This window comes from Flavobacterium sp. CLA17, from assembly GCF_013112255.2.
Taxonomy (GTDB): Bacteria; Bacteroidota; Bacteroidia; order Flavobacteriales; family Flavobacteriaceae; genus Flavobacterium; species Flavobacterium circumlabens.
Genome location: NZ_CP068294.1, coordinates 2,947,277 through 2,971,668, shown reverse-complemented (window position 1 = coordinate 2,971,668; position 24,392 = coordinate 2,947,277). Strand labels below are relative to the sequence as shown.

At 37.1% G+C, this 24,392-nt stretch carries 22 protein-coding genes; 11 read left to right on the top strand and 11 right to left on the bottom strand.

Annotation, left to right across the window (positions count from 1 at the left end; all coding sequences use genetic code 11):
- Position 1: 1 nt before the first annotated feature.
- Positions 2–376: a DoxX family protein gene (locus HAV12_RS12095; protein WP_171569888.1), complete on the top strand. Its 375-nt coding sequence runs from the start codon at positions 2–4 to the stop codon at positions 374–376.
- A 39-nt stretch (positions 377–415) separates the two neighbouring features.
- Positions 416–982 (top strand): DUF4256 domain-containing protein, encoded by a 567-nt coding sequence (locus HAV12_RS12090; protein ID WP_171569887.1) that lies wholly within the window; start codon positions 416–418, stop codon positions 980–982.
- A gap of 82 nt (positions 983–1,064) precedes the next feature.
- On the opposite strand, the gene HAV12_RS12085 is transcribed toward HAV12_RS12090, so the two are convergent.
- From HAV12_RS12085 to HAV12_RS12075, 3 genes are read right to left on the bottom strand one after another with little or no spacing between them, the layout of a single operon-like run.
- On the bottom strand, positions 1,065–1,979 hold the full coding sequence (locus HAV12_RS12085; RefSeq protein WP_171569886.1) for an AraC family transcriptional regulator: 915 nt from the start codon (positions 1,977–1,979) through the stop codon (positions 1,065–1,067).
- 31 nt (positions 1,980–2,010) lie between these two features.
- Complete coding sequence (locus HAV12_RS12080; protein ID WP_171569885.1) at positions 2,011–2,748, bottom strand: SDR family oxidoreductase; 738 nt, start codon at positions 2,746–2,748, stop codon at positions 2,011–2,013.
- 12 nt (positions 2,749–2,760) lie between these two features.
- Positions 2,761–3,660 (bottom strand): NAD(P)H-binding protein, encoded by a 900-nt coding sequence (locus HAV12_RS12075; RefSeq protein WP_171569884.1) that lies wholly within the window; start codon positions 3,658–3,660, stop codon positions 2,761–2,763.
- A 184-nt stretch (positions 3,661–3,844) separates the two neighbouring features.
- On the opposite strand from HAV12_RS12075, the gene HAV12_RS12070 reads away from it, so the two are divergent.
- Genes HAV12_RS12070 through HAV12_RS12055 form a run of 4 tightly spaced genes read left to right on the top strand, consistent with a single transcriptional unit; the run spans position 3,845 to position 6,236 of the window.
- Entirely contained in the window at positions 3,845–4,651 is an 807-nt protein-coding gene (locus HAV12_RS12070; RefSeq protein ID WP_171569883.1) for an SDR family oxidoreductase, read from the top strand.
- 11 nt (positions 4,652–4,662) lie between these two features.
- Positions 4,663–4,986 carry a hypothetical protein gene (locus tag HAV12_RS12065; protein WP_132036761.1) on the top strand — a complete coding sequence of 108 codons (324 nt, stop codon included), beginning with the start codon at positions 4,663–4,665 and terminating at the stop codon, positions 4,984–4,986.
- Between the two features lie 11 nt (positions 4,987–4,997).
- A complete protein-coding gene (locus HAV12_RS12060) occupies positions 4,998–5,912 on the top strand; it encodes an AraC family transcriptional regulator (protein ID WP_171569882.1) in 915 nt (304 codons plus the stop codon).
- A gap of 3 nt (positions 5,913–5,915) precedes the next feature.
- Positions 5,916–6,236: a MazG-like protein gene (locus tag HAV12_RS12055; protein ID WP_171569881.1), complete on the top strand. Its 321-nt coding sequence runs from the start codon at positions 5,916–5,918 to the stop codon at positions 6,234–6,236.
- A 165-nt stretch (positions 6,237–6,401) separates the two neighbouring features.
- On the opposite strand, the gene HAV12_RS12050 is transcribed toward HAV12_RS12055, so the two are convergent.
- The 3 genes from HAV12_RS12050 to HAV12_RS12040 form a co-directional block, all read right to left on the bottom strand.
- Positions 6,402–7,139: an SDR family oxidoreductase gene (locus HAV12_RS12050; protein WP_171569880.1), complete on the bottom strand. Its 738-nt coding sequence runs from the start codon at positions 7,137–7,139 to the stop codon at positions 6,402–6,404.
- Positions 7,140–7,219: 80 nt separating this feature from the next.
- Entirely contained in the window at positions 7,220–7,789 is a 570-nt protein-coding gene (locus HAV12_RS12045; protein ID WP_171569879.1) for a Crp/Fnr family transcriptional regulator, read from the bottom strand.
- 56 nt (positions 7,790–7,845) lie between these two features.
- A complete protein-coding gene (locus HAV12_RS12040; protein WP_132036753.1) occupies positions 7,846–8,094 on the bottom strand; it encodes a redox-active disulfide protein 2 in 249 nt (82 codons plus the stop codon).
- Between the two features lie 221 nt (positions 8,095–8,315).
- Between HAV12_RS12040 and HAV12_RS12035 the strand changes: the two genes are divergently transcribed.
- The 5 genes from HAV12_RS12035 to HAV12_RS12015 all read left to right on the top strand — a co-directional run bounded on the left by HAV12_RS12035 (position 8,316) and on the right by HAV12_RS12015 (position 14,769).
- Positions 8,316–9,761, top strand: coding sequence for an NAD(P)/FAD-dependent oxidoreductase (locus HAV12_RS12035; RefSeq protein WP_171569878.1), 1,446 nt, complete (start codon positions 8,316–8,318; stop codon positions 9,759–9,761).
- A 531-nt stretch (positions 9,762–10,292) separates the two neighbouring features.
- A complete protein-coding gene (locus HAV12_RS12030) occupies positions 10,293–11,195 on the top strand; it encodes a GyrI-like domain-containing protein (RefSeq protein ID WP_171569877.1) in 903 nt (300 codons plus the stop codon).
- Positions 11,196–11,312: 117 nt separating this feature from the next.
- Positions 11,313–12,362, top strand: a complete 1,050-nt coding sequence (locus HAV12_RS12025) for a serine hydrolase (RefSeq protein WP_171569876.1) — start codon at positions 11,313–11,315, stop codon at positions 12,360–12,362.
- 58 nt (positions 12,363–12,420) lie between these two features.
- The gene (locus tag HAV12_RS12020; protein ID WP_171569875.1) at positions 12,421–13,557 is read left to right on the top strand and encodes an AraC family transcriptional regulator; all 1,137 of its coding nucleotides are present in this window, start codon (positions 12,421–12,423) and stop codon (positions 13,555–13,557) included.
- A gap of 153 nt (positions 13,558–13,710) precedes the next feature.
- Positions 13,711–14,769, top strand: coding sequence for a serine hydrolase (locus HAV12_RS12015; RefSeq protein ID WP_171569874.1), 1,059 nt, complete (start codon positions 13,711–13,713; stop codon positions 14,767–14,769).
- Positions 14,770–14,880: 111 nt separating this feature from the next.
- Here the strand turns inward: HAV12_RS12015 and HAV12_RS12010 are convergent, their stop codons facing one another.
- The 5 genes from HAV12_RS12010 to HAV12_RS11990 form a co-directional block, all read right to left on the bottom strand.
- On the bottom strand, positions 14,881–16,821 hold the full coding sequence (locus HAV12_RS12010) for an alpha/beta fold hydrolase (RefSeq protein WP_171569873.1): 1,941 nt from the start codon (positions 16,819–16,821) through the stop codon (positions 14,881–14,883).
- A gap of 23 nt (positions 16,822–16,844) precedes the next feature.
- A complete protein-coding gene (locus HAV12_RS12005) occupies positions 16,845–17,480 on the bottom strand; it encodes a 4'-phosphopantetheinyl transferase superfamily protein (RefSeq protein ID WP_171569872.1) in 636 nt (211 codons plus the stop codon).
- A gap of 14 nt (positions 17,481–17,494) precedes the next feature.
- Positions 17,495–21,943, bottom strand: a complete 4,449-nt coding sequence (locus tag HAV12_RS12000) for a non-ribosomal peptide synthetase (protein WP_171569871.1) — start codon at positions 21,941–21,943, stop codon at positions 17,495–17,497.
- 81 nt (positions 21,944–22,024) lie between these two features.
- Positions 22,025–23,674 (bottom strand): cyclic peptide export ABC transporter, encoded by a 1,650-nt coding sequence (locus HAV12_RS11995; protein WP_171569870.1) that lies wholly within the window; start codon positions 23,672–23,674, stop codon positions 22,025–22,027.
- Positions 23,667–24,386 (bottom strand): thioesterase II family protein, encoded by a 720-nt coding sequence (locus HAV12_RS11990; protein ID WP_171569869.1) that lies wholly within the window; start codon positions 24,384–24,386, stop codon positions 23,667–23,669. The genes HAV12_RS11995 and HAV12_RS11990 overlap by 8 nt, the downstream gene beginning before the upstream one ends.
- Between the last annotated feature and the right edge of the window lie 6 nt (positions 24,387–24,392).

Below are 24,392 nucleotides of genomic sequence, written 5' to 3'. Positions count from 1 at the left end.
CATGACAAAGAGAACTAAAATTATCTATTGGATAGCCACAGTCTGGCTTGCTCTGGGAATGGCATCTACCGGAATTGTACAATTGATTCCGTTGAAAGAAGAAACCGAAATGATGAAAAATCTGGGTTATCCGCTTTATTTTTTAACGATTTTGGGTGTCTGGAAAATTTTAGGGGGAATTACTATTCTTATTCCTAAATTTGCTCTATTGAAAGAATGGACTTATGCGGGTTTTTTCTTTGCCATGTCGGGAGCTGTTTTTTCTCACTTATACTGCGGTGATGGTGCCAAAGAACTTTTTGGTCCGCTATTATTGATCATTCTGACCCTTTTATCCTGGTATTTCAGGCCTGCTGACCGAAAAATAATTTCGTAGTTCAATTGAAACATCCTAACTACAAAACCATAAAACAACATGAGTACTACTAAAAACAAACTGTCAGCAGATCAACAGGAAGCATTACTTACGGTATTGCAGAACCGTTTTGAGAAATATACACATCGCCATAAAGGCCTTGACTGGAACAAAATACAGACAAAATTAGAAGCCAGTCCGCAAAAATTGTGTTCGCTTGACGAAATGGAAAGAACCGAAGGCGAGCCCGATGTTATTGGTTATGATACTAAAACCGATGAATATATTTTTGTGGATTGTGCAGCAGAAAGTCCGAAAGGCCGCAGAAGTATTTGTTACGATCATGAAGCGCTGGAAAAAAGGAAAGAAAACAAACCCAAAGACAGTGCGGTTAATATCGCCGAAGAAATGGGAATTGAAATACTAAACGAAGAACAATATCGCCAATTACAGCAACTCGAAAAACTGGATACCAAAACTTCAAGCTGGATCAAAACGCCTGCTGACATCAGAAAATTAGGCGGTGCCCTTTTTTGTGATTTCCGCTATAATACTGTTTTTGTGTATCATAATGGTGCCGATTCTTATTATGCGGCCAGAGGATTTCGCGGTATATTGAAGGTTTAGTGTAACAGATTCAAAATTTATAAAGAGAAAGCTCCATTATGGCTAATGGAGCTTTTTTTGTTTTTATGTGAGTTGGTTATTATTAATTGAAAGAATTTCGGAACTCCAACGGCGATACCGCGGCTTTTGTTTTGAATAATTTACTAAAAGATTGCGGATGCTCAAAACCGAGCTGATACGCAACTTCTGCTATCGTTAAATTGGTGGCGGACAATAATTCTTTTGCTTTCTCAATGAGTTTCGCATGAATGTGTTGTTGTGCATTTTGACCTGTCAGAGCTCGGAGCATATCACTCAGATAACTTGGCGATACATTTAAAAGTGCTGCAAGATGCTGTACGGTCGGAATTCCGTTTAGGGATGCTTTTTCATGGTTGAAATAATCGTGCAAAATTTCTTCCAGCTTTTGCAGCAAATCACTATTGACACTTTTACGGGTTATAAACTGGCGTTTGTAAAAACGATTGCTGTAATTCAGTAATAATTCAATTTGTGAAATAATAACGTCCTGACTGAAATCATCTATTCTGCTTTCGAGTTCGTCTTCAATTATTTTAAAAATAGAAATAATAGTTGTTTTTTCCTTATCGGACAGGTATAATGCTTCATTGGCCGCGTACGAAAAGAAACCATATTGTTTGATTTTTTTGGCTGAGGCATACGTCAGAAATAAATCCGGATGAATCAGTACCAAATAACCTGAGGATCCTTTTTCAGGAGGAGATTCAAATAACTGATGCGGTGCCGAAAAGACTAAACCGCCTTCACCAAAATCATAATAATGCAGACCGTATTTTGCTTTGCCGCAAACATTTTCCTTTAAGGCAATTTTGTAAAAATCCAGAATAAAGGAATGTCCCAATTCATTTGGAACAATATTGATCTCTTTCATATCTATACAACTTATCATCGGGTGCAAAGGCTTTGGAAGCCCAAACACCCGATGAAAGTCAGATAAAGATTCAAATTTCCGAGGTAAATTCTCTTCTTTTTTCATCTTGTAAAGTTAAATTAAATTTTGCCCAATTTTACCACGGACATTCTCCTGTTTCGGGATTGTGTTCTTCACTGATAAATTTTCCTGTCGGGCCATTTTCATCAATCATCACATATTTGGCAATTCTTGCCCCCGCTTCCTGTACGGTTCCGGTTCCGCGATGTTCATTAAAATCGGTTGCTACAAAGCCCGGACAAACCGCATTTACTTTAAAGGGGGTGTCTCTTAATTCATAGGCCAGATCAATAGTATACATGTTCATGGCAGCTTTGGAAGCCGGATATACGGCAGCTTTGTGTGTATAATATTTCCAGGAAGGATCACTGTGCAAAGTCAGCGAACAGCCACTGGAGGAAACATTTACGATACGCGGTTGTGGTGATTTTTCCAATAAATCAAAAAAGGCCTGTGTCATTCGGACCACACCATAAACATTTGTTTCAAAAACCTCTTTAAACTGCTCTATACTGGCTTCGAGTGCAGTCTGCGGCATTCCGCCATGAATACCGGCGTTATTGATCAGCGCATCCAAAACCGTTGTTTTTTTTCCTATTTCAATTCGTGCTGTTTTTACGGATTCAGCGTCGGAAACATTCAGTTGTATGGCTTCAACTTCGGTAAAACCTGCTGCTTTTAATTGATTCACCGCTTCCTGGCCTTTTTTTAAATCACGACTACCTAAATAAACATAATATCCATTTTGTAAAAGCTGGAGTGCCGTTTCAAATCCAATACTTTTATTGGCTCCTGTAATTAATACTTTTTTCATTTTACTGGTTATTTAATTGTTATAAAGAAGGGCAAAATCTTTAGCAAAATCAGCTAGTTTTACTTTTCCTAAGATCGGTTTATGGTGGTAAAAATCTTCGTATAAGGCACCGCTTCCCTGAGCGGCCTGCATTTCGGTAAGACCTTTTGCAATCCGGGCATTCATGCCAAAAGCCAACATTCCATTGAATAATTCCTCGTCTGAAATTTCGAGCCATTTCAGATCCGGATTTCCGATACTTTCGCCCAAAACTTTTGCAATTTCATTAGGAGAAACCTCGTCGCTGGCGATGTAACGCACTTCCCTGCCGGCAAAAGGCTTTTCTATTTCTTCTGCAATTGCAGCCGCAATGTCTAAAGGCGAAACCCAGGGTTCTTTCTGATCACCACCATAATTGGAAATGATGACTCCTTTTTCTTTGATTGTTTTTAAGGATCTGTAAATATTGGTAAAAAAACCAACGGGACGAATGAATCTTATGTGAACCTCTTCCGGCAGCTGTTTCAGGATGTTTTCTACATTGTAATGCATCACAAGATTTCCATTGCCTTTGTTGGTATGAGCGCCAACACTGCTTAAAAGCACGATACGTTTTACACCTGAGTTTTCAATAGCTTGTTTGTAATTACGACCAATTGCAGCAATCTCGGCTATAATGTCAATATCCGGATCCGTAAAAGTACTGTGGTCCAATGTTTCCATGAGATAAACGGCATCAGCCCCTTTAAACGTTTCTGACAGAAAATCAATGTCCTGCATCGTACCAATTGCAGCTTTTGCCCCCAAGGCTTCAATGGCTGATTTTCTTTCAGATTTACTGCTGATCACGGTTACCGTATGTCCTTTTTGTACTAATTCTTCCGTTAGAGGTTTGCTGATATTCCCTAAAGAACCTGTTATTACTATTTTCATTTTTATGCTTTTAAAATTATAGTACAAAGGTCATCAGATGGTATTGTCGTGACTTAGCCTAATTGAGGAAATGCGAAGTCAAAATGAGGAAACCGTCATTTTGGCTCATACAAAACGCAAAACGGCTACTTCCCTGTTTACATTTCGGTCCAACTTTGCAGTATCATTTTAAAACAACAAAAAAATGCAAAAGACAATTTTTATCACAGGGGCATCAACAGGTTTAGGAAAAGCAACAGCCCTTTTATTTCAAAGCAAAGGCTGGCAGGTAATTGCTACGATGCGTAATCCGGAAAAGGAAAACGAACTTCGTACATTAGAAAATGTAATTTTACTTCCGTTGGATGTGACGAATGCCGCACAAATCGATCAGACTATAAAAAGTGTAACTGAAAAATATACGGTAGATGTGGTGGTGAACAACGCCGGCTATGGTTTAATTGGTGCCCTAGAAGCTTTATCGGACGAACAGATCTTTCGTCAAATTCAAACAAATTTAATGGGCGTTATAAGAGTTTCTAAAGTCTTTACGGGACATTTTCGTGAGAAAAGAAGCGGAATCTTCCTTAATATCACTTCCACATTTGGATTAATGGGATTCCCGACCTGTTCAGTGTACAGTGCTACGAAATTTGCCGTAGATGGTTTTTCTGAAAGTCTCGCGTCAGAATTGGTGCAATTTGGCATACAGGTCAAAGTGATTGCTCCGGGCGGAATGCAGACCGATTTCGCCGTTCGCTCTATGGAAATGGGCCAGCATGACGCTTACGAGAAATTAACAGCAGAAGTCAGTAAAGGCTACAGTGCAGAACAATTGGCTAATTACACCAAAGTCGAAGATGTTGCCAAAATTGTATATGAAGCTGCTACCGACGGCAAAAATCAAATGCGATATGTGGCCGGCAACGATGCCATAGCCTTATATCAGGAACGTATTCAATCGGGATCGGAAGCTCAGGTTCAAAATATAAAAGCAATGTTTACTTTTTAATTTTATAAAAGATGAAAAATCACGCTATAGAACTTACTACTTTTAAGCTAAAAGGTTTTACGATTAAAGAATTTACAGAAGCCAATGCAGAAATTGATGCTTTTTTAAAACGTCAGCAAGGCTTTCGTTCCAGAACAATCTTCGAATTAAAAGGTACTGTATACGATATGCTGGTGTGGGACAGTACAGAAGACGGAACCGCGGCCATGCATTTACTGATGGACGAACTAAGTGATTCTGTTGTACACGATATGATAGATCAGCGTACCGTGAGCTGGAATATTACGCCAATAGAACATTTCGTAAGTTTGCAAATCAAGCCATCAGGGATTTAAAATTATTATTCATGAAGAATCAGCCTAAAATATTCCATACCCTTTCTGAGTTGCATAAAGCGATGGAACTGCCAAAGCCCCTGCATCCGATGATCAGTATTATCAATTATGGCGAAGCTGTTTTTGATCCGAAGGATTTTGAACAGGGCATTATGCTGGATTTTTACAAAATATCTTTTAAAACCAGTTTTAACGGAAAAATAAAATACGGGCATGGCTTTTACGATTTTGAAGAAGGCGGAATGTCGTTTGTTGCTCCCGGACAGCTCTTGAAAATGCAGGAAGAAGAAGCCGATTATAGCGGAATGTCACTGCACATTCACCCTGATTTCATTCGTCCCTATGCTTTAAATGCCAACATCAAACAATACGGTTTTTTCAATTATACAGCTTCTGAAGCTCTGTATTTGTCCGAAAATGAAAAAGAAACAATTTTAGGCGTTTATACCAGTATTCAGAATGAATTGAAGGAACGAATTGATAATTTTAGCCAGGATGTTATTATTTCGCAGATCGAACTTTTACTTACTTACAGCAACAGGTTTTACAATCGCCAGTTTATAACACGAAAAGCGATAAACAATGATGTACTGGCGCAGCTGGAAAGTTTACTAAATAGTTATTTCAATGATGAAGAGGCCTTGTTAAATGGTCTGCCTACAGTAGCTTTTGTGGCCGAACAACTGAAGCTGTCGCCAAGATACCTGAGTGATTTACTGCGAAATCTCTCCGGACAGAATACACAGCACTTCATTCATGACAAACTCATCGAAAAAGCGAAAGAATATATTATGAAAGGTAACTTTTCGATAGCCGAGATTGCTTATAAATTAGGATTTGAGCATCCGCAGTCGTTCAATAAATTATTCAAACAAAAAACCAATAGTACACCGATAGCATTTCAACAGTCCTTTCATAAAAATTAAAGTATGGCAAAAATAAGTTTAGAAGAACTGAAACAGCGTTCTCTGGCAATAAGAAAACAATACCGCGAATTAGAACTGCAGCACCACGGCAGCGAATGGACGGTAGAAGAAGATGCCTTAGCTTTCCTGACCGATGCCGGTCTGGTGGGAAGGCTCACGATGGCACAGCAAGGAAGATGGCCCAAAACAAACACAGACGAAGAACTCCGACATAAATTGGGCGAATCGATCTGGTGGCTTGTGGTGTTGTCTGAGCGAATGAATATTGATATTGAAGAAGCGGTTGAAAGCTTTCTGTCCAAAACAGAAATATTAATAAGTTAGCTATCTGATTAGCATAAAAAAACTCCAAAGTCATTGATTTTGGAGTTTTTTTTTATTGCAGAAACTATTTAAGCTTATCACAAAATTCAATAGTATTGCTGGCCGTATTTTTCTCTGAAAATGTTAAGGGCGTGATTTGATTTTCCATTTTACTGTTATTTTAGTTTACCACGGACTTTCTTCGCTTTCGTCTTCAATATCATTGCTGAAAAATTTTCCAGTTGGTGCATTTTCATCCGTTAAGGTATGTTTAACGATAAAACTGGCTGCGCTTTCCACACTTCCGGGACCGCTAAAGTGATTGAAATCGGTTGCGGTGTAACCGGGATCGATAGCATTTACCTTAAACGGCAAATCTCTGAGTTCATAAGCCAGTGTAACCGTAAAAGCGTTCAGGGCAGCTTTAGATGAAACATAAGAAAGTGCTTTTATAGCGTAGTATTTCCAGGTCGGATCGCTGTGCAAAGTAAGTGAACCAAGTCCCGAAGTGATATTGCTGATTCTCGGGCTATCTGATTTTTTAAGCAAATCCAGAAAAGTCTGAGTAACCGTTATTACTCCGAAAAAGTTGGTGTCAAAGGTTTGCTGAATATTTTCTATCGAATTCGTTGAGGGTTCTTGTGGCAAAGCGCCCAATACACCTGCATTGTTGATAAGAAGATCTAATTTTCCCTGTTCTTTTTCTACTATGTTTCTGGCTGCTAAAACGCTTTCGGGATCGGTAACATCAATCTGAATGGCTTTGATATTTTTGAAACCGTTTTGGGTTAATTCTTTTACGGCTTCCTCCCCTTTTGCAAGGTCACGGCTTCCGATGTAAACAAACAATCCTTTTTCCGAAAGTTGTCTGGCTGTTTCCAAACCGATGCTTCTATTGGCTCCTGTAATTAGTGCTGATTTCATTTTGTTATCTTTTTAAATTATTGATTACAAAGTTGCAGCGATAAAAAACAAAATCATTTGCCATTTGGCAAAAAGCGATTTTAGCGAATGTTTTTTCTAATCCGGCTTAAGGAAGATTGTGTAATTCCTAAATAAGAGGCCAGATACGAGAGCGGAATTCGATTGATCACTTTGGGGTATTTTTCCATAAAAGACAAATAACGCGTTGTAGCGTCTTCTGAAACCAAAGGGCTTCTTCTGTCTACTTTCTGCATCAGTGCTCTCGCAATAATTTTATGTACAATGGTATCCCAACCTACAATGGTAGCAAGAAGTTCTTCCCAATCTGGTTTTGAAAAAACAATAAGCTTACAATCTGTAACGGCCTGAACATAAGCCGAAGAACAAATGCTATTGTTAAAACTTTCTAAATCTACAACCATATTATTTTCTTCTATGAAGTATTTGGTGATTTCCTCGCCTTTATTATTGTAGTAACACACTCTCATGATGCCCTCTATAATAAAACCCACCTGTACGGCAATTTTTCCGGCTTCAGAAAAATATTCGTCTTTGCTAAAGGTTATTTCCGTAGCTTTCTTTGAGATTAAATCAATCTGTTGCTGATTTAAATTACCAAACTGCAAAATATAAGGTAGTAATTCTTTCATGACGGCAAGTTAGGAATAACTTTTTATTAGGGATTTGCCTTATGGCAAAAAGTATTTTATTTTAAGTTCCGTAAACTTATTTCTTTTTTTACTTCTTTCAGCGTTTTAAAATTCACTACAACTATTGGAATTAAGGCAAGCGGAATTACGCTGAAAGAATTGACTCCTTTATTTATCGCTTTGAAAATATTCAAAACCAACAAGACCAATATCGCAATCAGGAGCATATAAGTAACGATTCGTAATGTTTTCTGGTATTTGAGTAATTGTTCGTTACTCATTTTGTTCAATCCTTCGTTTTTCATTTCTTACAGATGATAGTTTCGGATAAAGGTAAAGAGAATTTCTTCTTAAATTCTAAAGTAGTTTTGTACTGGTTATCTTTTGTCCTAAATTTGCGCAATTACTACAAGCAACAAAAAACTAAAAAACATAGATTTCTCGCGTTAAATTTTACAAATGTAACCATTCATACCGTTGCGTTTTTTTTACAAAGAAAATCAGGATCAAGTTAAATAAAGAGGAAGTGGAAAAAGCAGAAAATGAAAAAACCGGCTGGACTATTTGTCCGGAATGTCAGGGACGCGGTAAAAAAAGCCGAAGACTCAGCAAGAAAGTGCGGCTCCTCTACCAGACAGAACTCGATCAATTTGAAAAATCAAATGGCGAAGGAACGCCTCCAATAAAACCTAAAGGCAATCTGTACTCCTGCCCGGACTGTTCCGGATCGGGCTTGCTTCCTGCTTTGAGTTCTCCTGTAGCCGATACAGAAAATTATCCGCACGTCGCTATCATTGGCGGCGGAATTGGTGGAGTCGCTTTGGCGGTAGCTTGTCTGCACCGCGGAATCCCTTTTACTCTTTTTGAACGCGATAACAACTTCGAAGCCCGATCTCAGGGGTATGGACTCACCCTGCAACAAGCTAGCAAAGCGATAGAAGGATTGGGTATTTTCTCCTTAGATCAGGGCGTAATTTCAACGAGACATCTCGTTCATACGACAGACGGAAAAGTAATTGGCGAATGGGGAGTCAGAAAGTGGATCCCGTCGGAGGTCAAAAACTTCACGAAACGTTCCAATATACATATCGCACGACAGGCTTTGCGACTGGCACTGCTGGAACAACTTGGCGGAAATAAAAAAATACAATGGGGACATCAGTTAGTCGATTTTAAAGAATCTGAAGGCGAAGGCGTCGATCTGAGCTTTCAGGTAAACGGAGAAATCAAGCACTTCAAAGCAGATCTTGTAGTGGGAGCCGATGGTATTCGCAGTTCGGTACGAAAGCTGCTGATTGGTGACGATGTTACCCCTTTACGTTATCTTGATTGTATTGTGATATTAGGTATTTGCCCTTTGGAAGCCCTAGAAGGTCTTGACAGTTCTTTACTGGACTCGGCTACGGTTTTTCAGACGGCCAACGGCAACGAACGTATTTATATGATGCCTTATACGGCAGACTCGGTGATGTGGCAGCTAAGTTTTCCGATGTCCGAAGAAGAAGCTAAGGCATTAAGTGCTCAGGGAGCTGAGGCTTTAAAAGAAGAAGCCTGTCGCAGAACGCAATGGCACGATCCTATTCCGCAGATTTTAGCGGCAACACAGGAAGCTCAGATTTCCGGTTATCCTGTATACGATCGCGAATTACTGCATTCCGAATTGTTGGAGAAAGGAAATCAGATAACACTAATCGGAGATGCAGCTCACCCAATGAGTCCATTTAAGGGACAAGGAGCGAATCAGGCGCTGCTGGATGCACTTTCGCTGGCCCGTGGCATCGCAAGAGGCTGCAGACCTTTATCGCAATGGAGAAAAGCCGGTATAAGGGAAAGTGTGTTAACGGAATTTGAATCGGAAATGCTAGAACGCAGTGCCGTCAAAGTCAAAGATTCAGCCGATGCCGCACAGTTCCTGCATTCCGAAGTGGTACTTCATGAAGGAGATGAACCACGTGGAAGGTGCCTGAAGTAATAAAATCCAAATTAAAAAATCCAAATTCCAAACTTCCAGGATTTTGGGTAAAATTGATTTAACCGCAAGGCACGCAAAGTTTTTTTTATTTATAGGATTCTATACAAACGCAAGGTTCGCAAAGCTGTAACACATAAAGCTTTGCGAACCTTGCGTTTGTATGCACACTAACAGGATAAAAAAACTTTGTGTGTCTTGCGGTTAGTAAATCTCGCTGTACAGTTTTATGTTGTAACAAAACAAAAAAAATAATTATTTTGTTACAATTCTTGAAACAAAAAAAAATATAAAAAAAAAATGTTACCGTTTTTGTAACAAAATAAAAATAAAATTAATTTGTTACCGTTTCTTCTTCTGCATTATAATTCATATAGGATATAGAATATTGGGTTTACTATTTCTAATGAAAAATAATTTTATATTAGCAGGAGCAAAAAAATCATTTAGGTTGCCAAAATAAAGTGATTGGAGATGCATTAAATAATTAAAGCAGTTATCTGCTAATCATGCACTATTTCTAAAGATAGATAAATGAAAGAAGATTACATCAAACGAATTAACAACATATTCCTGTTTATTGATGCGCATTTAGACCAGGAACTGAATTTGGAAACCATCGCTGCTATTGGGTTTTATTCGCCATTTCATTTGCACAGAATTTTCAAAGCCATAACCAACGAAACCCTAAACGAATACATTACACGTAAAAGAATAGAAAAAGCGGCAGCAGTACTTTTACATCAAAGAGAAGTCTCCATTTCTGAACTTTCATTACAGCATGGATTTAATAGTAATTCATCGTTTACCCGAACTTTCAAAAAATTTTACGGGCTAAGTCCAACAGAATTCAGAATAGCTAATCCTTATAAATTTAGCAAGATTGGTCAAACAGAAAGCAAGAACGGACAAGAAACCGGACTATTGGCAGCCTATATTTGCAACATTAATAATCATATCAACTGGATTAAAATGAAAGCAAAAATTGAAATCAAAGAAATGCCAAAGCTGGATGTTGCCTTTATTACGCAAATCGGGCATAAGGGAATGGAAAACACATATGCCAAACTAATAAAATGGGCAACTCCAAAAGGGCTTTTAGAAAATAAGAATTTAAAAGTAGTGACCCTTTATCATGATAGTTTTAAAATCACCGAACCTGATAAAGTCAGAATGAGTGCCTGCATTTCATTGGAAGAAAAAGTTGAAGTGAGCGGCGAAATTGGCCTTACTACAATTGAAAAAGGAAAATTTATTGTGGGCCATTTTGAGATTGGAATACATGAATTTGAAAAATCCTGGAGCGGTCTTTTTATTTGGATGAGCGAAAACGGATATAAAAAAGCAGACCGGAATCCTTATGAAATTTATTATAACAACTTTAATGAACATCCCGAAAAAATCAGCATTGTAGATTTTTGTATTCCTATTGAATAAAGTAAGATTTCTTAAAAAATGGAATGTGAAAAATTAAAGTGACAATAACTTTAGTCTTAATAATTGAGTACCTGAATATATTTTTTGATACAACTTATATTTGTTTAAATTTATAAAATGAATGACATTAAAAAAAACAGCGTTTTACTTCTTACGATCTTACTGACAATCTGCAGCAATGGCTACGGTCAATCCCTTCAAAAAATAACCAGTCTTGACAGTTTGTTTCTAAAAGCACAGCAGTCAAAAGCATTCAATGGAAACGTTTTAATTTCGCAAAACGGAAAAGTTATATATGAAAAAGCCTTTGGACAGGCAGATGCAAGTGGTATCATTCCGTTAAATAAAAAATATCGCTTTCATATCGGTTCAATTGCGAAAGAATTTAACGCTGTCGGCATTATGATGCTGAAAGAGCAGGGCAAATTGAAACTTGACGATAGTATTTCTAAATTTCTGCCGGAGTTCCCATCCTGGGCAAACAAGATTAAAATCATTCACTTGCTTCAATATACAAGCGGCCTTCCTCAAATAAAATGGAATGAAGTCAATCAAGATTCCGACAACATGGCGGAATTAAAAAAAACGGTTTCTCTTGATTTTGAGCCGGGAACCAAGTATAATTATAATAACAATAATGTATTTCTACAGAGAAGAATTATAGAAAAGATAACCGGGATGTCTTTCAATTCTTTTGTTATAAAAAAAATACTTCAGCCTGCGGGAATAAAAAACGGACTTGTCGATCCGGACGAAAAAGTGAAACTTTTTGCTAAATCATTTAATAACAAAGGGCAACAGGATCTTATAAAATATAACATTTCAGGCTGGACGGCCTTAAATTCAGAAGATTTTTATAAATGGTCTGAGGCAATTAATTCCTTTAAACTGATTAACGCTGCATCCACTCAGGAGCTTTGCAATCCGTTTTCCACCGGAAATCAGACGGGTCTTGGCGCAGGAAGTGTTCAGCAGGGAAAAGTAGTCAGCCACATACATGATGGCGCGGCTTTTAATTATCAGGCCTTACTGCTGAGTAATCCTAATTCTACAATTATCTTAATGAGCAACAACAAACAAAATAATTTAGAAGCCATTAGTGATGCTGTAAAGGCGATTCTTGAAGGCAGGTCCCACCAGCAAATTGAAGCTCCGGTAAAGAGTTAAACAGAAAAAACTAGTTGTAATACCTATAAACCAAAATAACCCCAAAACAAGATAAGGAATGGATAAGACTAATTTATTGATTATTGTAACTGTAATTTCCTTATTTATCTCCTTTTTTCTTGCCTTTTTTCTGGTAACCGTTAAAACAAAAAACAAATTAAGTAATTCAATTTTTGCTCTTTTTCTGTTAATAACTGCAGTAGATACTATTGAACCTTTATTTAATTTAATGGCTGATGGTCCTTCAAACCTGGGAATGCTGAGAAATACCTTTGCTTTTCTGCAAATTCCTGCTTTTTACCTCTATATCGTATCGGTTTGTTATTCTGATTTTAAGTTTAAACCCAAACATCTGGCGCATCTTCTCCCCTTTTTAATTGTAAATGCCGTTTTGGCAGCTCGTTTTTATGCGGTAGATCTCGCTTCTAAAATAAATTTCATCAATAATAGTCAGGATATGATCGAAATACAGTTTACTCATATTCTTTTTCATCATCAGACCGCTGTCTATATTATTGCCGTTTTTATGCTATTGAGAAAAGCGAAAAAACTCTATCTTGAAAATTATGCCGGTACAAGTGTTATTTCCTATAACTGGTTGTTTCAGTTTACGATTGTACTGACGGTTTTATATTTGATTACCCTTTTTAAAAATATTTTTAAATTTTCTGATTATCCCTATATTTCCGAATGGATAAAAATCGGACTCCTGGTATTTCAGCTGCTGATTATTTGCTGGTACTTATTTAAAGCATTAAACCATCCCGATTTATTTAGAAATATCGATTCAAAATTAAAACTGGTTTCGGATATTATTTCAGAAGAAGAAAATTCAGAATTGGCTGTAAATGAAGAAGTGCATCAGGAAGAGTTATTGAAATTAAAAATGTATATGACGGAAGAAAAACCCTTTCTGAATCCTTCCTTAACCATTCAGGATGTTTCTTTAGCTATTCAGATTCCTGTCCGGGACTTATCGATTTTAATTAATCATAAATTAGAACAGCATTTTTACGATTTTATTAATACCTATCGCATAGAAAATGCCATGGATATTTTAAGAGATAATACAAAAAGCAAGGTTACTGTTTTAGAAATTCTGTATGAAGTTGGTTTTAATTCCAAATCTTCTTTTAATACGGCTTTTAAAAAACATACGGGTCACACGCCGACTGATTACCGCAAAAGCCTGTAAAATAGTGTTTTGTAATTATTCGTACGTCTCTTTTAAATTACTCCTACCTATTTCCGGAAACAAATGCGTGCGACTGCATTTATTCGGTCGCGTAAGTTCAACTTCTCCCACATCTTTGTATCGAAATAAATTTTTAACCTAAAAAACGATACAATGAAAACTTCACTACAATTTTTAGCCGTACTCTTATCAGTAAGTACTTTTTCTTTTGGACAGGACATTACCAAAAAAATTGATTCCATCATAAAGGATAATTATCAAAAAAATCCTAACGTAGGGATCAGCGTTGGTTTTATCGATAATAATAAAGAATATTTTACTGCATATGGTAATCTGGACGCCGGAAGCCCAATTGAAATCGATAAAAATTCGATATTTGAAATTGCATCCATCACCAAAATTTTAACTTCCAATTTAATTGCGCAGGCAGCACTTGAAAATAAACTAAAACTCGAAGATTATATTGACAACTATCTTCCGAAAGCGTATGTATTACATGAAAATCTTAAAAACAAAATAAAAATTTCAGACCTCGCCTCTCATCAGTCGGGTTTGCCTGATATTGATTTTGGAAAGTTGATAGAATTAAATCCGCAACAGCCTGTAAGCAGTGTAACAGAAGAAACACTGACTACTATAATCAATACCTGTACTGAACTAAAAGATTACAGTAAATACCGTTATTCTACGATCGGCTATACGTTACTCGGGCAAATACTGGAAAAAGTGTATCACAAAAGTTACGATCAGATTATCACAGAAAAAATTATAAAACCCTTAAAGCTGACCCGTACGCTAACGAAAGATTTTAATGTAAAAAACAGAACAGTGGGCCACAATCCTGATGGCGGTATGCAGGAATTCTTCACATGGAATGTTACGGCTCCTGCGGGACTAGTAAAATCGGACGCTTCTGATATGATTACCTATTTAAAAGCAGTCTTAGATAAAAATAATACAATAGGCAAAGCTGCCCTCCTAACGGAAAAAATATTCTATAAAGATGAAAAAAGAGAGATGGGATTAGGTACCAACATTATGACAGATGAAAAAAATACCATTTATTTAAAATCAGGAGATTCTATGGGGCAATCTTCGATTATAGGTTATAACAGAGCTAAAAATTGGGGTATCATTATATTGCTCAACCAAAGAAATTCAAAGATGAGACAAAACCTGCTGAATGAAATTTATGATACCATCCTGAAATAGATAAAATACAATAGCGCAGATTTGCAATCATTTCCGCAAGAATAATGTAAAACCAAAAACCTCCATTCTAAAATGGAGGTTTTTTTTGGTTCTTATGAAACTGTTGATGCATTAAAACAAAAAGCCCCAATATTGAAAATAAACGCCTACCAGAATGAAAGAGAATAGTATGGTAGAAATAACACCAGCATTTGAAATGGACTTGATTTTAAAAGCAAAATAAAGTATAGAAAACAGCGTAAATACGATAAAAAACCATTGTACTATGAACAAATAATCAAACTGGTTGCGGATTCCAAAAGCAAGTATGTAAAAGTTATCCTGTGCGGTATTGTTGATCGCTAAAATAAATCCGATAACGGTAAAGAGTCCTAACAAAGCGGTAATTAGAATTAAAATCCTGATTCCTATATTGGGTTTGGTTCCTATTTCTTTTTTAATAAAACTGTAGATAAATCCAAAAATGGAAAGCAGTAAAATGATAAAGGCAATCAGGAATGGGGCAAAAAACAAAAGAGTAAAGCCATTGAGACTATTGGCAAAATTGGAAACCCCTCCGCTTAATTTTACATCGGTAATAAAATTCACTTTATCAACAGACTGAAAGCCGCTTACGTCCGGTTTTTTATTCGGATTGCTTACAAAATCTTCTATAATCTTCGCTCCTATTTTAGAAAAACCCGGAGCATGCCCGAAAACAGGAGCATTCACTAAAAATCCATTTTTAAATCGATTTACCGTAACTTTTCCGTTTGAAGCCGGAGTAATCGGATCAAATGCGCCCGCAAGCACCAATACCGGGGCTGTTACGGCAGAAAGATTCGACAGATCGTTGCTGTTTTTAAGAGGTATTGTGCTCCCTTGATTCCATTTGTCACAAACTAAAAAGTCTGATTTATAAAACGACAAACCGCCTTTTAATTTCTTGTATTTAGCTGCATTCGCATTAAATGCCGAAATCGAATTATTAGAAACCGTCTCCTTACAGCTCACACAATAATACTGTCCGTAGTCCAGCCCTAATGCTCCCGAAAAAGCTGCTACCAGTGCGCTTAAGGTGTTTTTATTGCCCCTGTTGAATTCGGTGATCAATAAAGGCAACAGTTCGATGAGTTTCTTTTGATACAGGGCTTGCTGGATAGAAATTTTAAAATCCTCCGCATTATAAGTGAATGTACCGGCAGGAATAATCTTCTGATCTACTTTTACGGTGATTGGATTTTTTTCTAATTTTTCCAGTGTTTCGTAATACACATTTTCTAAATACGGGTATTGTTTATTGCAATTCGGATCGTTTTTACAGGCGTTAAAAACTTTTTCCAGACTATTGACGTAATTTGTCGTATTCTGATTGTAGTAATTCGAAATATCCGAAACAGAAGAATCCAGAATTAACGACTGAATATCCTCCGGAAAATTATTGGCATAGACCTGAGCGGTATACGTTCCGTAAGAAACACCATAAGCATTCCATTTAGTGTAGCCTAACGCCTTTTTTAAAGCATTCAGATCTTTGGCTATAGACTTGCTGTTGTAGGCGTTTATATCAATATCCCTGTTTAGTAAATCTTGTTTACAAGCCGCTGCTGCAATGGTTTTTTGCTGCTCGTCCTGTGTTGCATTTTGATTTTTGGCCAGTATTTCTAAGAATTTCTTTCCTAAGTCAGGACAAAATTTAGGAAGCGAAAAACCGGTACCTCGCACATCTGCCAAAATAATTGTACTGTTACTTCTTAACGGATGCTTCAGCCAGCCCCATATTCCCTTAATTCCTCCTGCCCCTGGCCCTCCTTCAATATAAATCACGGGATTCGCGTCTGCTTTTTTGGAGGTGCTTTTTAAAACAGCCACTGCCATTTTAATTTTTTTGCCTTCGGGCTTATCCCAATTTTCCGGAACTGTTAAGTACCCCCATTCGATGTTATCCTGGTTGATAGCTTTTTGTTCGGGGAAAAAAGTGGTTGTTTTTTCGAATTTAAAAACAGCTGTCTGAGCAAACAAACAAGTTGGTAACAGACAGAGTAATAAAAATAGGCGTACTAAATTTTTCATTTTATTTTAATTAAATTATTGGCTTAGCGTATGTTTTTCAACATAATAGCATTCATAGTTGTTTTGGATGAAATCGTACACTTGTACTTTTCGTCAATTTTTATTTCTTTCAAATAGAATTTTTCTCCCTGAATCCGGGTCTGATTATCTATAATTTCAAAGGATTGCAACGGAATCGTTAACCCGTGGCCGTGTGCTTTTATAACCGCTTCCTTTTGTGTCCAATACTCAAAAAAGGCGTTTTTTTGGTCATTGGAGTTACTAATTTTATTCCATTCGTTTTTGGTCATCTGAATTTTAAAATCATCGATTGCAACGTCAGTTATAATTTCAATATCAATTCCTATTTCGGTTGCATCAGTTATCGCACAAACCACAATTTCTCCCGAATGCGAAATATTAAACTGTATGACATGATCTTCAAAATAGGGCTTGTTGTACCTTGTGTAGTGTACCTTTTTATCACGAGGGTACGACAAACCGAGCTCCTTCATCCCTTTGAATAATAATATCCGCCCTAAAAGCGATAATTGGGCATCCTGCCATCTTCTGAATCGCTTAATTTTATGTTGATATTCTTCTGAAAAATGCAGCAAATTATTTTTCAATATGCTTTCGTGGTTCTCTCCCGACAAATACGAATAATAGATGTAAATCAAAACTATAGCGGTAATTAGAAATTAAAATCAAAATCAGAGACGGTACTTTTCTCCAGTTCAGATTTAGTATGAATTGAATCTAATCTCGCCGCCGGATTTTTCAGGACTTCATTCAAAAGAATACTGTACTGAGCAGCAATGATCTGTATTGTATCCTGATCAAATAAATTACGATTATAGTCTATAATTCCTTTGAGGCTGTTCCCGCTCTCAAACAGATTAAAAACCATTGGCATTCTGCTGTAAGTAGCGTCAATTGGGTACGAATTCAGTTTTAAATCGGTTAATTCAATGTTGTTTTCAAAAGAAAACTCCGGATTCTGATACACCAGCATCAGATCAAAAACAGATTTCGGAATTTTATCAAAGGGAACATTCTGATACTCATTAATCTCTAATAAATTACGTTGCATGTTTTTCAACAGGGCGGTAAAAGTTTGTTCCTTTTCTATTTTCGTCCTTAAAACCAGTGTTTTAACGAACATTCCAATCTGATTGTTCAGTTCCGGAATAGTTCTTCCGGAGTTGGCCGTTGCGATACAGATATCGGTGTGATTTGAAAATTTAGAGATCAGCACATTTAAAGCGGCTGCCAGAACGGTATAAAAAGTAACCTGTCCGTCAAGGGCTAATTTCTTTAAGGCCAAAGTAGTATCAGGGTTGAGTTCAAACAAATATTTGCCTGCGCCCTGCTCGTTTTGCCTGTTATCAAAATCCCGGTCAAAGGAATCCTTCGGCTGGTAATTACGGAGGTACCTGGTCCAGAATGACTCATTTTTTACGGCATTATCTTCCACTGTTTTATTAAACCATTCTGAATAATCTTTAAACTGAAATTTTAAAGTTGTCTCTTTTTGTAGTGCTAAAGAATTGCTCTCCTTAAAATTTTCAATAAATTCGGTAATGAAAATTTCTAACGATAAACCATCCATTATGATGTGATGCGTACAAAAAAGCAGTATCCATTTGTTTTCTTCAACCTTGAGAAGCTGCACTCTTAACAGTACATCTTTTTCTAAATCAAATACGGTGTTATTTACTTTATTGATCATTTCCGTTACATTTTCATCGCCTGATTCGGAGACAGAAACAGCAAAGTGTACCTTTTCTGAAGGATTAATTTTCTGGTACGGAATGCCGTTTATTTCAATAAAACTGGTTCGTAAGATTTCATGTTTGTTGATGATTTTACGTATGGCAGCTGAAATTTTATCCGGATTTACGGTTCCTTCTACATGGTAAGCGGCAAACATATTGTAAGCTATTGACATATTTTCCTGTTGCGATGCCAGCCAGATATTGTATTGTGGCGGGGTTACATCATAATAACCTTTTGTTTCGGATAATGTGATACCCACGGATTGATTGGGAACGAGTTTTTGCAGATAAGTAGCCAGCAATTCAATGGTAGGATAGTCAAAAATAGTTTTCAGGGAAATATCTAATGAAAGCTGCTTCGTTACTAAGCCGATCAATTTTACTGCATTTAAAGAATGACCTCCCAATGCAAAGAAATTATCATGTACACTTATCGGTTCTTTACTATTTAATACTTCTTTCCAGTATGCAGCAAGTGTTTTTTCTAAATCTGAAACGGGAGCTTTAAAATCATCATAGTTGATCTCCTGCAGAATGGCTCTTTGCGACAAAGATTTTCGGTCTATTTTTTGGTTGGGTGTCAGCGGAAATTCATCCAGTGAAATAATTACATTGGGAATCATGTAGTACGGAAGAATCATTTTTAAGGCAGTCTTAATTTTTTCCGTATCGATTTCCTGGTTTTTTAAAATGTAAGCGACTAGAAAAGCTTCCTGCTGGTCTCCTTTTTTAGCAATAACCACCGAATTATGAACGCCTTCTATCTGATTTAACTGCGTCTCAATATCTCCAAGTTCGATTCTGTAGCCTCTAATTTTGACCTGATTGTCATTTCTGCCTAAAAACGCTATTTCTCCATTATCCTTCCATTTCCCGACATCGCCGGTTTCGTAGAGCAAACTGCTGCTGTCAAACGGATTTGCAATAAATTTTTGCCTGGTTAATTCCTCGTTTTTATAATATCCTTTCGCCAATCCGTCTCCTGCGATGTAGATGGCTCCGGGGGTTCCTACAGGCTTAGGACTTAAAAAAGAATCCAAAATATAAAACTGCGTGTTGTTTATGGGTTTTCCGATATTGGAGGCTTCTTTAAAATGGTTGATTTTTTTTATACTCGACCAAATCGTAGTTTCCGTTGGGCCATACATGTTCCAGAGTTCAAAACTATTTTCGATTAGTTTTTCTGCCAGTGCTTCGCTTAATAAATCTCCGCCACACATTACTTTTAATTGCTTGTCGCCCTGCCAGCCGGCATGAAACAGCATTTGGTAAAAACTTGGCGTAGCCTGAATGATTGTAGGCTGTACCTCCTCTATTTTTTGAAGAATCAAATTCGCATCGGCCAGAACACTCTGATTCGCAACATATAAAGTAGCTCCCGAAATTAAGGGTACGAAAAATTCTAATATTGAAATATCAAAGGAATAGGTCGTTACCGAAAAAAAGGTATCGTGTAAGGCAACACCCGGTTTTTGCTGCATACTGATTAAAAAATTAAGTAAGGACTGATGACCGATTTCAACTCCTTTTGGATTTCCTGTGGAACCCGACGTGTAGATGATATAGGCCGTATCATTAGGAGAAACTATTTTTCCGGACGTTCCGTTAAAGATATCTATCCCTTCTAAAATGCTCTCTAATGCTACTACCCGCACATCATGGGCCGTATTCAGGGCATAGTCTTTTTCATGGATCAATATTTTACTTTGGCTGTTGTCAATAATATAATTGAGCCTGTCTTCCGGAAATGTCGGGTCTAACGGGATGTAAGATCTTCCCGATTTTAATATTCCTAATAAAACTACCACCATATTGGCCGATCGCTCTAATAAAACGGCAATAGGAGATTTATCTTTTTTGCCATAGGTCGTCAGCAGATATTGGGCGATCTGGTTGGATAATTTATGAAGCTCGGAATACGAGTATGATCTGTCTTCATCTTTTACAGCTTCTTTTCCGGGAAAATTCTCTACCTGCTCACGGAATAAGTCGATTAAGGTAATCTCTTTTGGATAGTCCGTTTTTGTAGCATTGAAAGTCTCTATAACCTGGCTTCTTTCCTCTTTGGTTACATAAGTCAGTTCTTTTAACTTTTTGTCCTGATCGGCTAAAATACTTGTAAGCAGGTTTTCAAAATGATGAACGGTTTGTGTAATTCGATCTTCATTAAAATAGTTTAGATTGTAATCGAAATCAATTTTCACATCTTCCAATTCGTCAAATTCACGGATATAAATCGCCAATGCAACCCGCTCCGATTCATGAGTCAATGGAATTACGCGGGTTTGGGTGTTCTTAAAATTAGTTGCATAATTTTGCTTTTCATACGAAAGCGTAATATTAAATATTTTTTCTTTTTCAGTGAAAACCTGCAGCTCCTGGATTAGTTTTCCCAAAGGAAATCGCTGGTGACGGTAATCAGTCCGCAATTGATTTTTGATGAGGCTGATTAAATCTTCAAAAGTACTGTCGAAATCCAGTGCAATTCTCAGAGGTGCAATTCCCATAAAAAGGCCCACTGTTTTTTTGTATTTCGATTTACTTCGGTTTAAAACAGGCAAGCCAATAGCAAAATCGGTATTTTGATGTTTTCTTCCGAAATAGGCATACAAAACGGCTAAAATCAAATGAAAAGAAGAACATTTACACGCTTCCGCCAGCTGATTGATCTGATTGTACACTTCTCTTTTAATAATCAATTCCTTGCGGTGACTTTTATTGTTTGCTATTTCGTCTGATGAAAATTCTTTTTCTAACAGGGCCTCCGGCAAAGCTTTAAATTTTTCTACCCAATACTTTTTATCTTCTGAAAAAGCCGGGGAGTTCTGATACTCCAGGTCATCTTCCATAAAATCCTTATAACTAAAAGGATACGTGGTGGTAACATTCCCGAATTCCTGAATTTCATTATAATTCTGCACCAGTCTCTGAAACATTAAAGACGTGCCCCAGCCATCGGTAATGATGTGATGGTACACCGAAAACAAGTAATGAAAATCTTCTTTCACTTTGACCAGCGTAAAAACATGCAAAAGATTTTCATCAAATAAAGCAAAAGGTTTTTTGAACTCCTTTTGCATATAAAAAGCAGCTTCTTCCTCCGGATTCAAGCAATCAGAGAAATCTACCAATCCGAGTTGTGAATCATGCTCTTCTACTACTTTGATCGCTATTTCCTCCTGATTTTTTACCAGTATGCTTCTGTAGGTATCATGCTGATCAATAAGCGTGGTATAGGCTTTCTTAAAAGTCTCCGTATCGATTACTCCTTTAATTTCTATTTTGGCTCCAATATTATAGATGGGATCCTTAGGAAATAGTAATTGCTCGAAATAAACATCTTGTTGTGGAAGTGTTAGTCTCATTGAAAAGTGTGGTATTAATAGTCTGTATTATAAAATGTGATCTGTGAAATGTGATCTGGCGGCTTTTGCTGCTTTCACGTTCTAATTTTGCACTTCCTTATGCCATAAGCTTTCTGTGTGCAGGGTTTCGTCTTTTACCTGGAAATCTTTTACAATTTCTCCGTAATCAAATTTCAGGATTCGGTCTGCGTACTTAAAATAGGCGTCATCATGTGTTACGGCGATTATGGTTTTTCCTTCCTGTTTTAACTTAGGCAGTAAATTTTCGTAGAAATATTTCCTGAAATGCGGATCCTGATCGGCTGCCCATTCGTCTAAAACCAAAATAGGTTTGTCTTCCAGAAGTGCAAAAATCAACGACATTCTCTTGCCTTGTCCTTTAGAAAAAGGTCTTCTGGCAGAATGTTCTTTGTCGTCTGCAATCACTTTGTCAAGCTCCATTATGCGTAACAACTCCAGATACTCCTGGTTGTTTTCTAAAGCATACTCGTCATAATTATTAGAAAAGATATGATTGTCTGTAAAAACGGCCGATATCAGGTTTTGTGTACTTGTTTTTCCGGTGCTTTGCTGGGCTTCGTTGACTATTATTTCGCCTCCCGTAGGCTGATACAAACCGGTCAGGATGTTGATAAACGTACTTTTACCGCTGCCGTTTCCGCCAATTATAAAGATCATTTCTCCTTTTTCGATCGAAAGATTGACAGGTCCCAAAGCAAATGTTTTTTCGGAAGCCTCATTTTCATATTCAAAATGAATCTGATTGAATCGCAGGGAACTAAAAGCTTCCGGAGCTGCATTTTTAAGGGTTACGACTATCTCTGTACTGTCAAAATCCTTTAAGAATTTTTTTATTCTGTTATTGGCAACGGTTAATCGGGTGTAGACATTCTGCATGTTGATCAGGTTGTTGATAGGCCCGGAAACAAATAATAAAATAACGACATAAGAAATCACGTCTTCCCTTTTTAATAATCCAATCACTGGCAATAAAAACAGGATGGCACCAATCACCAGATAGAGCCCGTACTGACTTATTAAATTGATTGATAAGAAAACGTAGTTAATATTAAAATCCAGTGTTTTTGCATTCTCCCTGTTCGGTGACAAATGGTCCTGCATTAATTTTTCGCGTCTGTGGGTGCTGAGCTTAAAGCCTTTAAATCCTTTTATGACATCATCTACATACTTGTAATAATGTTCGTTGTACTTTCTCAGATGAGCTACTTTCTGCGACATGGTACTGATCACCAAAAAATAGGTTACGGCGATCAGGACGATTAAACCCACCACCACTAAAGCTGCGGAAACAGATAGCGTAAACAAGTAAATCATACAGAGCAATAACATTAACAGCGAATTGATCGTATGCGTCACCACTTCCGGAAAAGTCGCGAATATGCGTAAATCTTCTATTGCGGTATAAAATCGCTGTGAACCCAGTTTTTCCAGGGTAATTAACGGGGCTTTTAATATTTTATCGAATATTTTTTTTTCGTTTTCGTACAATACTTCGAAAGAGTATTTATTAATTTTTTTCTGAAAAATAATATTCAACAGATACGTGTATATGACGGTGGAAACAAAGGTAATCCCCATATAATCGGTTAAGAATTCTGTTTTTCCGGATATCACATTATTAATGATATAAACGATTCCAAAGCTCAGAATCGTGTTGGGTATTGCATAAAGCAGCAGATAAAGGACATAGGAAAATTTTAATTTAAACATAATAGTTTCTATTTGGATGGATTAAATATTTTTGAACCGAACTTGTAAAAATATGGGCCAATGCCGCAGCGTTTTTGTAAATAAAAAAGTGATTCCCATCCCATATTTCAGAGGTGAACGTATGGTTTGTGAAATTTTTCCAGTTTTCGATCTGATGACAGGTTTCTTCCCCGGCACCCATCAGGGCATGTATCGGAATGTTTAATTTCAGTCCTTTTTCAGAAAAAAAGCTTTTTTCCAGGCATTCAAAATCGGCTCTCATTATGGGCAGGAAATAATCAAATAATTCTTCGTTTTCGCTGATTCCTTCCGGGATACCGCCTAAGCTCAGCAGTTCCTTTTTAAAATTCAGATCATCTAACTGATGATGTACGATATCTTTCCTTTTTTTAATCCCCGGGCCTGCATTTCCGGAAACAATAAGGGATTGCGGACCATCGCCGGCACTTTCCATTTGGGCCGCTACCGAAAGTCCTAAAGTCGCACCCATACTATGTCCGTAGATCATATAAGGCTCGCCGTTTCTTAATGATTTAATCTGGCTGCAATAATCGGCAATGGCCTCGTCTTTATTCTTAATTAAGTTTTCTCTGTGCCTTTTCCCTCTTCCGGGTAATTCGAGGGGAATGAAATCGACATTGGTGCTCTCTTTTCTGAGAAATTCAAATGAAAAAACATTTCCTCCGGCAAAGTGTAGTAAAAAAAGCTGCATATTTTT

Coding starts and splice junctions, on each gene's coding strand:
- HAV12_RS11990 (WP_171569869.1), bottom strand. CDS start 24,386: ATGCAGCTTTTTTTACTACACTTTGCCGGAGGAAATGTTTTTTCATTT.
- HAV12_RS12000 (WP_171569871.1), bottom strand. CDS start 21,943: ATGAGACTAACACTTCCACAACAAGATGTTTATTTCGAGCAATTACTA.
- HAV12_RS12070 (WP_171569883.1), top strand. CDS start 3,845: ATGCAAAAGACAATTTTTATCACAGGGGCATCAACAGGTTTAGGAAAA.
- HAV12_RS12065 (WP_132036761.1), top strand. CDS start 4,663: ATGAAAAATCACGCTATAGAACTTACTACTTTTAAGCTAAAAGGTTTT.
- HAV12_RS12030 (WP_171569877.1), top strand. CDS start 10,293: ATGAAAGAAGATTACATCAAACGAATTAACAACATATTCCTGTTTATT.
- HAV12_RS12020 (WP_171569875.1), top strand. CDS start 12,421: ATGGATAAGACTAATTTATTGATTATTGTAACTGTAATTTCCTTATTT.
- HAV12_RS11995 (WP_171569870.1), bottom strand. CDS start 23,674: ATGTTTAAATTAAAATTTTCCTATGTCCTTTATCTGCTGCTTTATGCA.
- HAV12_RS12060 (WP_171569882.1), top strand. CDS start 4,998: ATGAAGAATCAGCCTAAAATATTCCATACCCTTTCTGAGTTGCATAAA.
- HAV12_RS12025 (WP_171569876.1), top strand. CDS start 11,313: ATGAATGACATTAAAAAAAACAGCGTTTTACTTCTTACGATCTTACTG.
- HAV12_RS12095 (WP_171569888.1), top strand. CDS start 2: ATGACAAAGAGAACTAAAATTATCTATTGGATAGCCACAGTCTGGCTT.
- HAV12_RS12010 (WP_171569873.1), bottom strand. CDS start 16,821: ATGAAAAATTTAGTACGCCTATTTTTATTACTCTGTCTGTTACCAACT.
- HAV12_RS12075 (WP_171569884.1), bottom strand. CDS start 3,660: ATGAAAATAGTAATAACAGGTTCTTTAGGGAATATCAGCAAACCTCTA.
- HAV12_RS12050 (WP_171569880.1), bottom strand. CDS start 7,139: ATGAAATCAGCACTAATTACAGGAGCCAATAGAAGCATCGGTTTGGAA.
- HAV12_RS12080 (WP_171569885.1), bottom strand. CDS start 2,748: ATGAAAAAAGTATTAATTACAGGAGCCAATAAAAGTATTGGATTTGAA.
- HAV12_RS12090 (WP_171569887.1), top strand. CDS start 416: ATGAGTACTACTAAAAACAAACTGTCAGCAGATCAACAGGAAGCATTA.
- HAV12_RS12055 (WP_171569881.1), top strand. CDS start 5,916: ATGGCAAAAATAAGTTTAGAAGAACTGAAACAGCGTTCTCTGGCAATA.
- HAV12_RS12045 (WP_171569879.1), bottom strand. CDS start 7,789: ATGAAAGAATTACTACCTTATATTTTGCAGTTTGGTAATTTAAATCAG.
- HAV12_RS12085 (WP_171569886.1), bottom strand. CDS start 1,979: ATGAAAAAAGAAGAGAATTTACCTCGGAAATTTGAATCTTTATCTGAC.
- HAV12_RS12040 (WP_132036753.1), bottom strand. CDS start 8,094: ATGAAAAACGAAGGATTGAACAAAATGAGTAACGAACAATTACTCAAA.
- HAV12_RS12015 (WP_171569874.1), top strand. CDS start 13,711: ATGAAAACTTCACTACAATTTTTAGCCGTACTCTTATCAGTAAGTACT.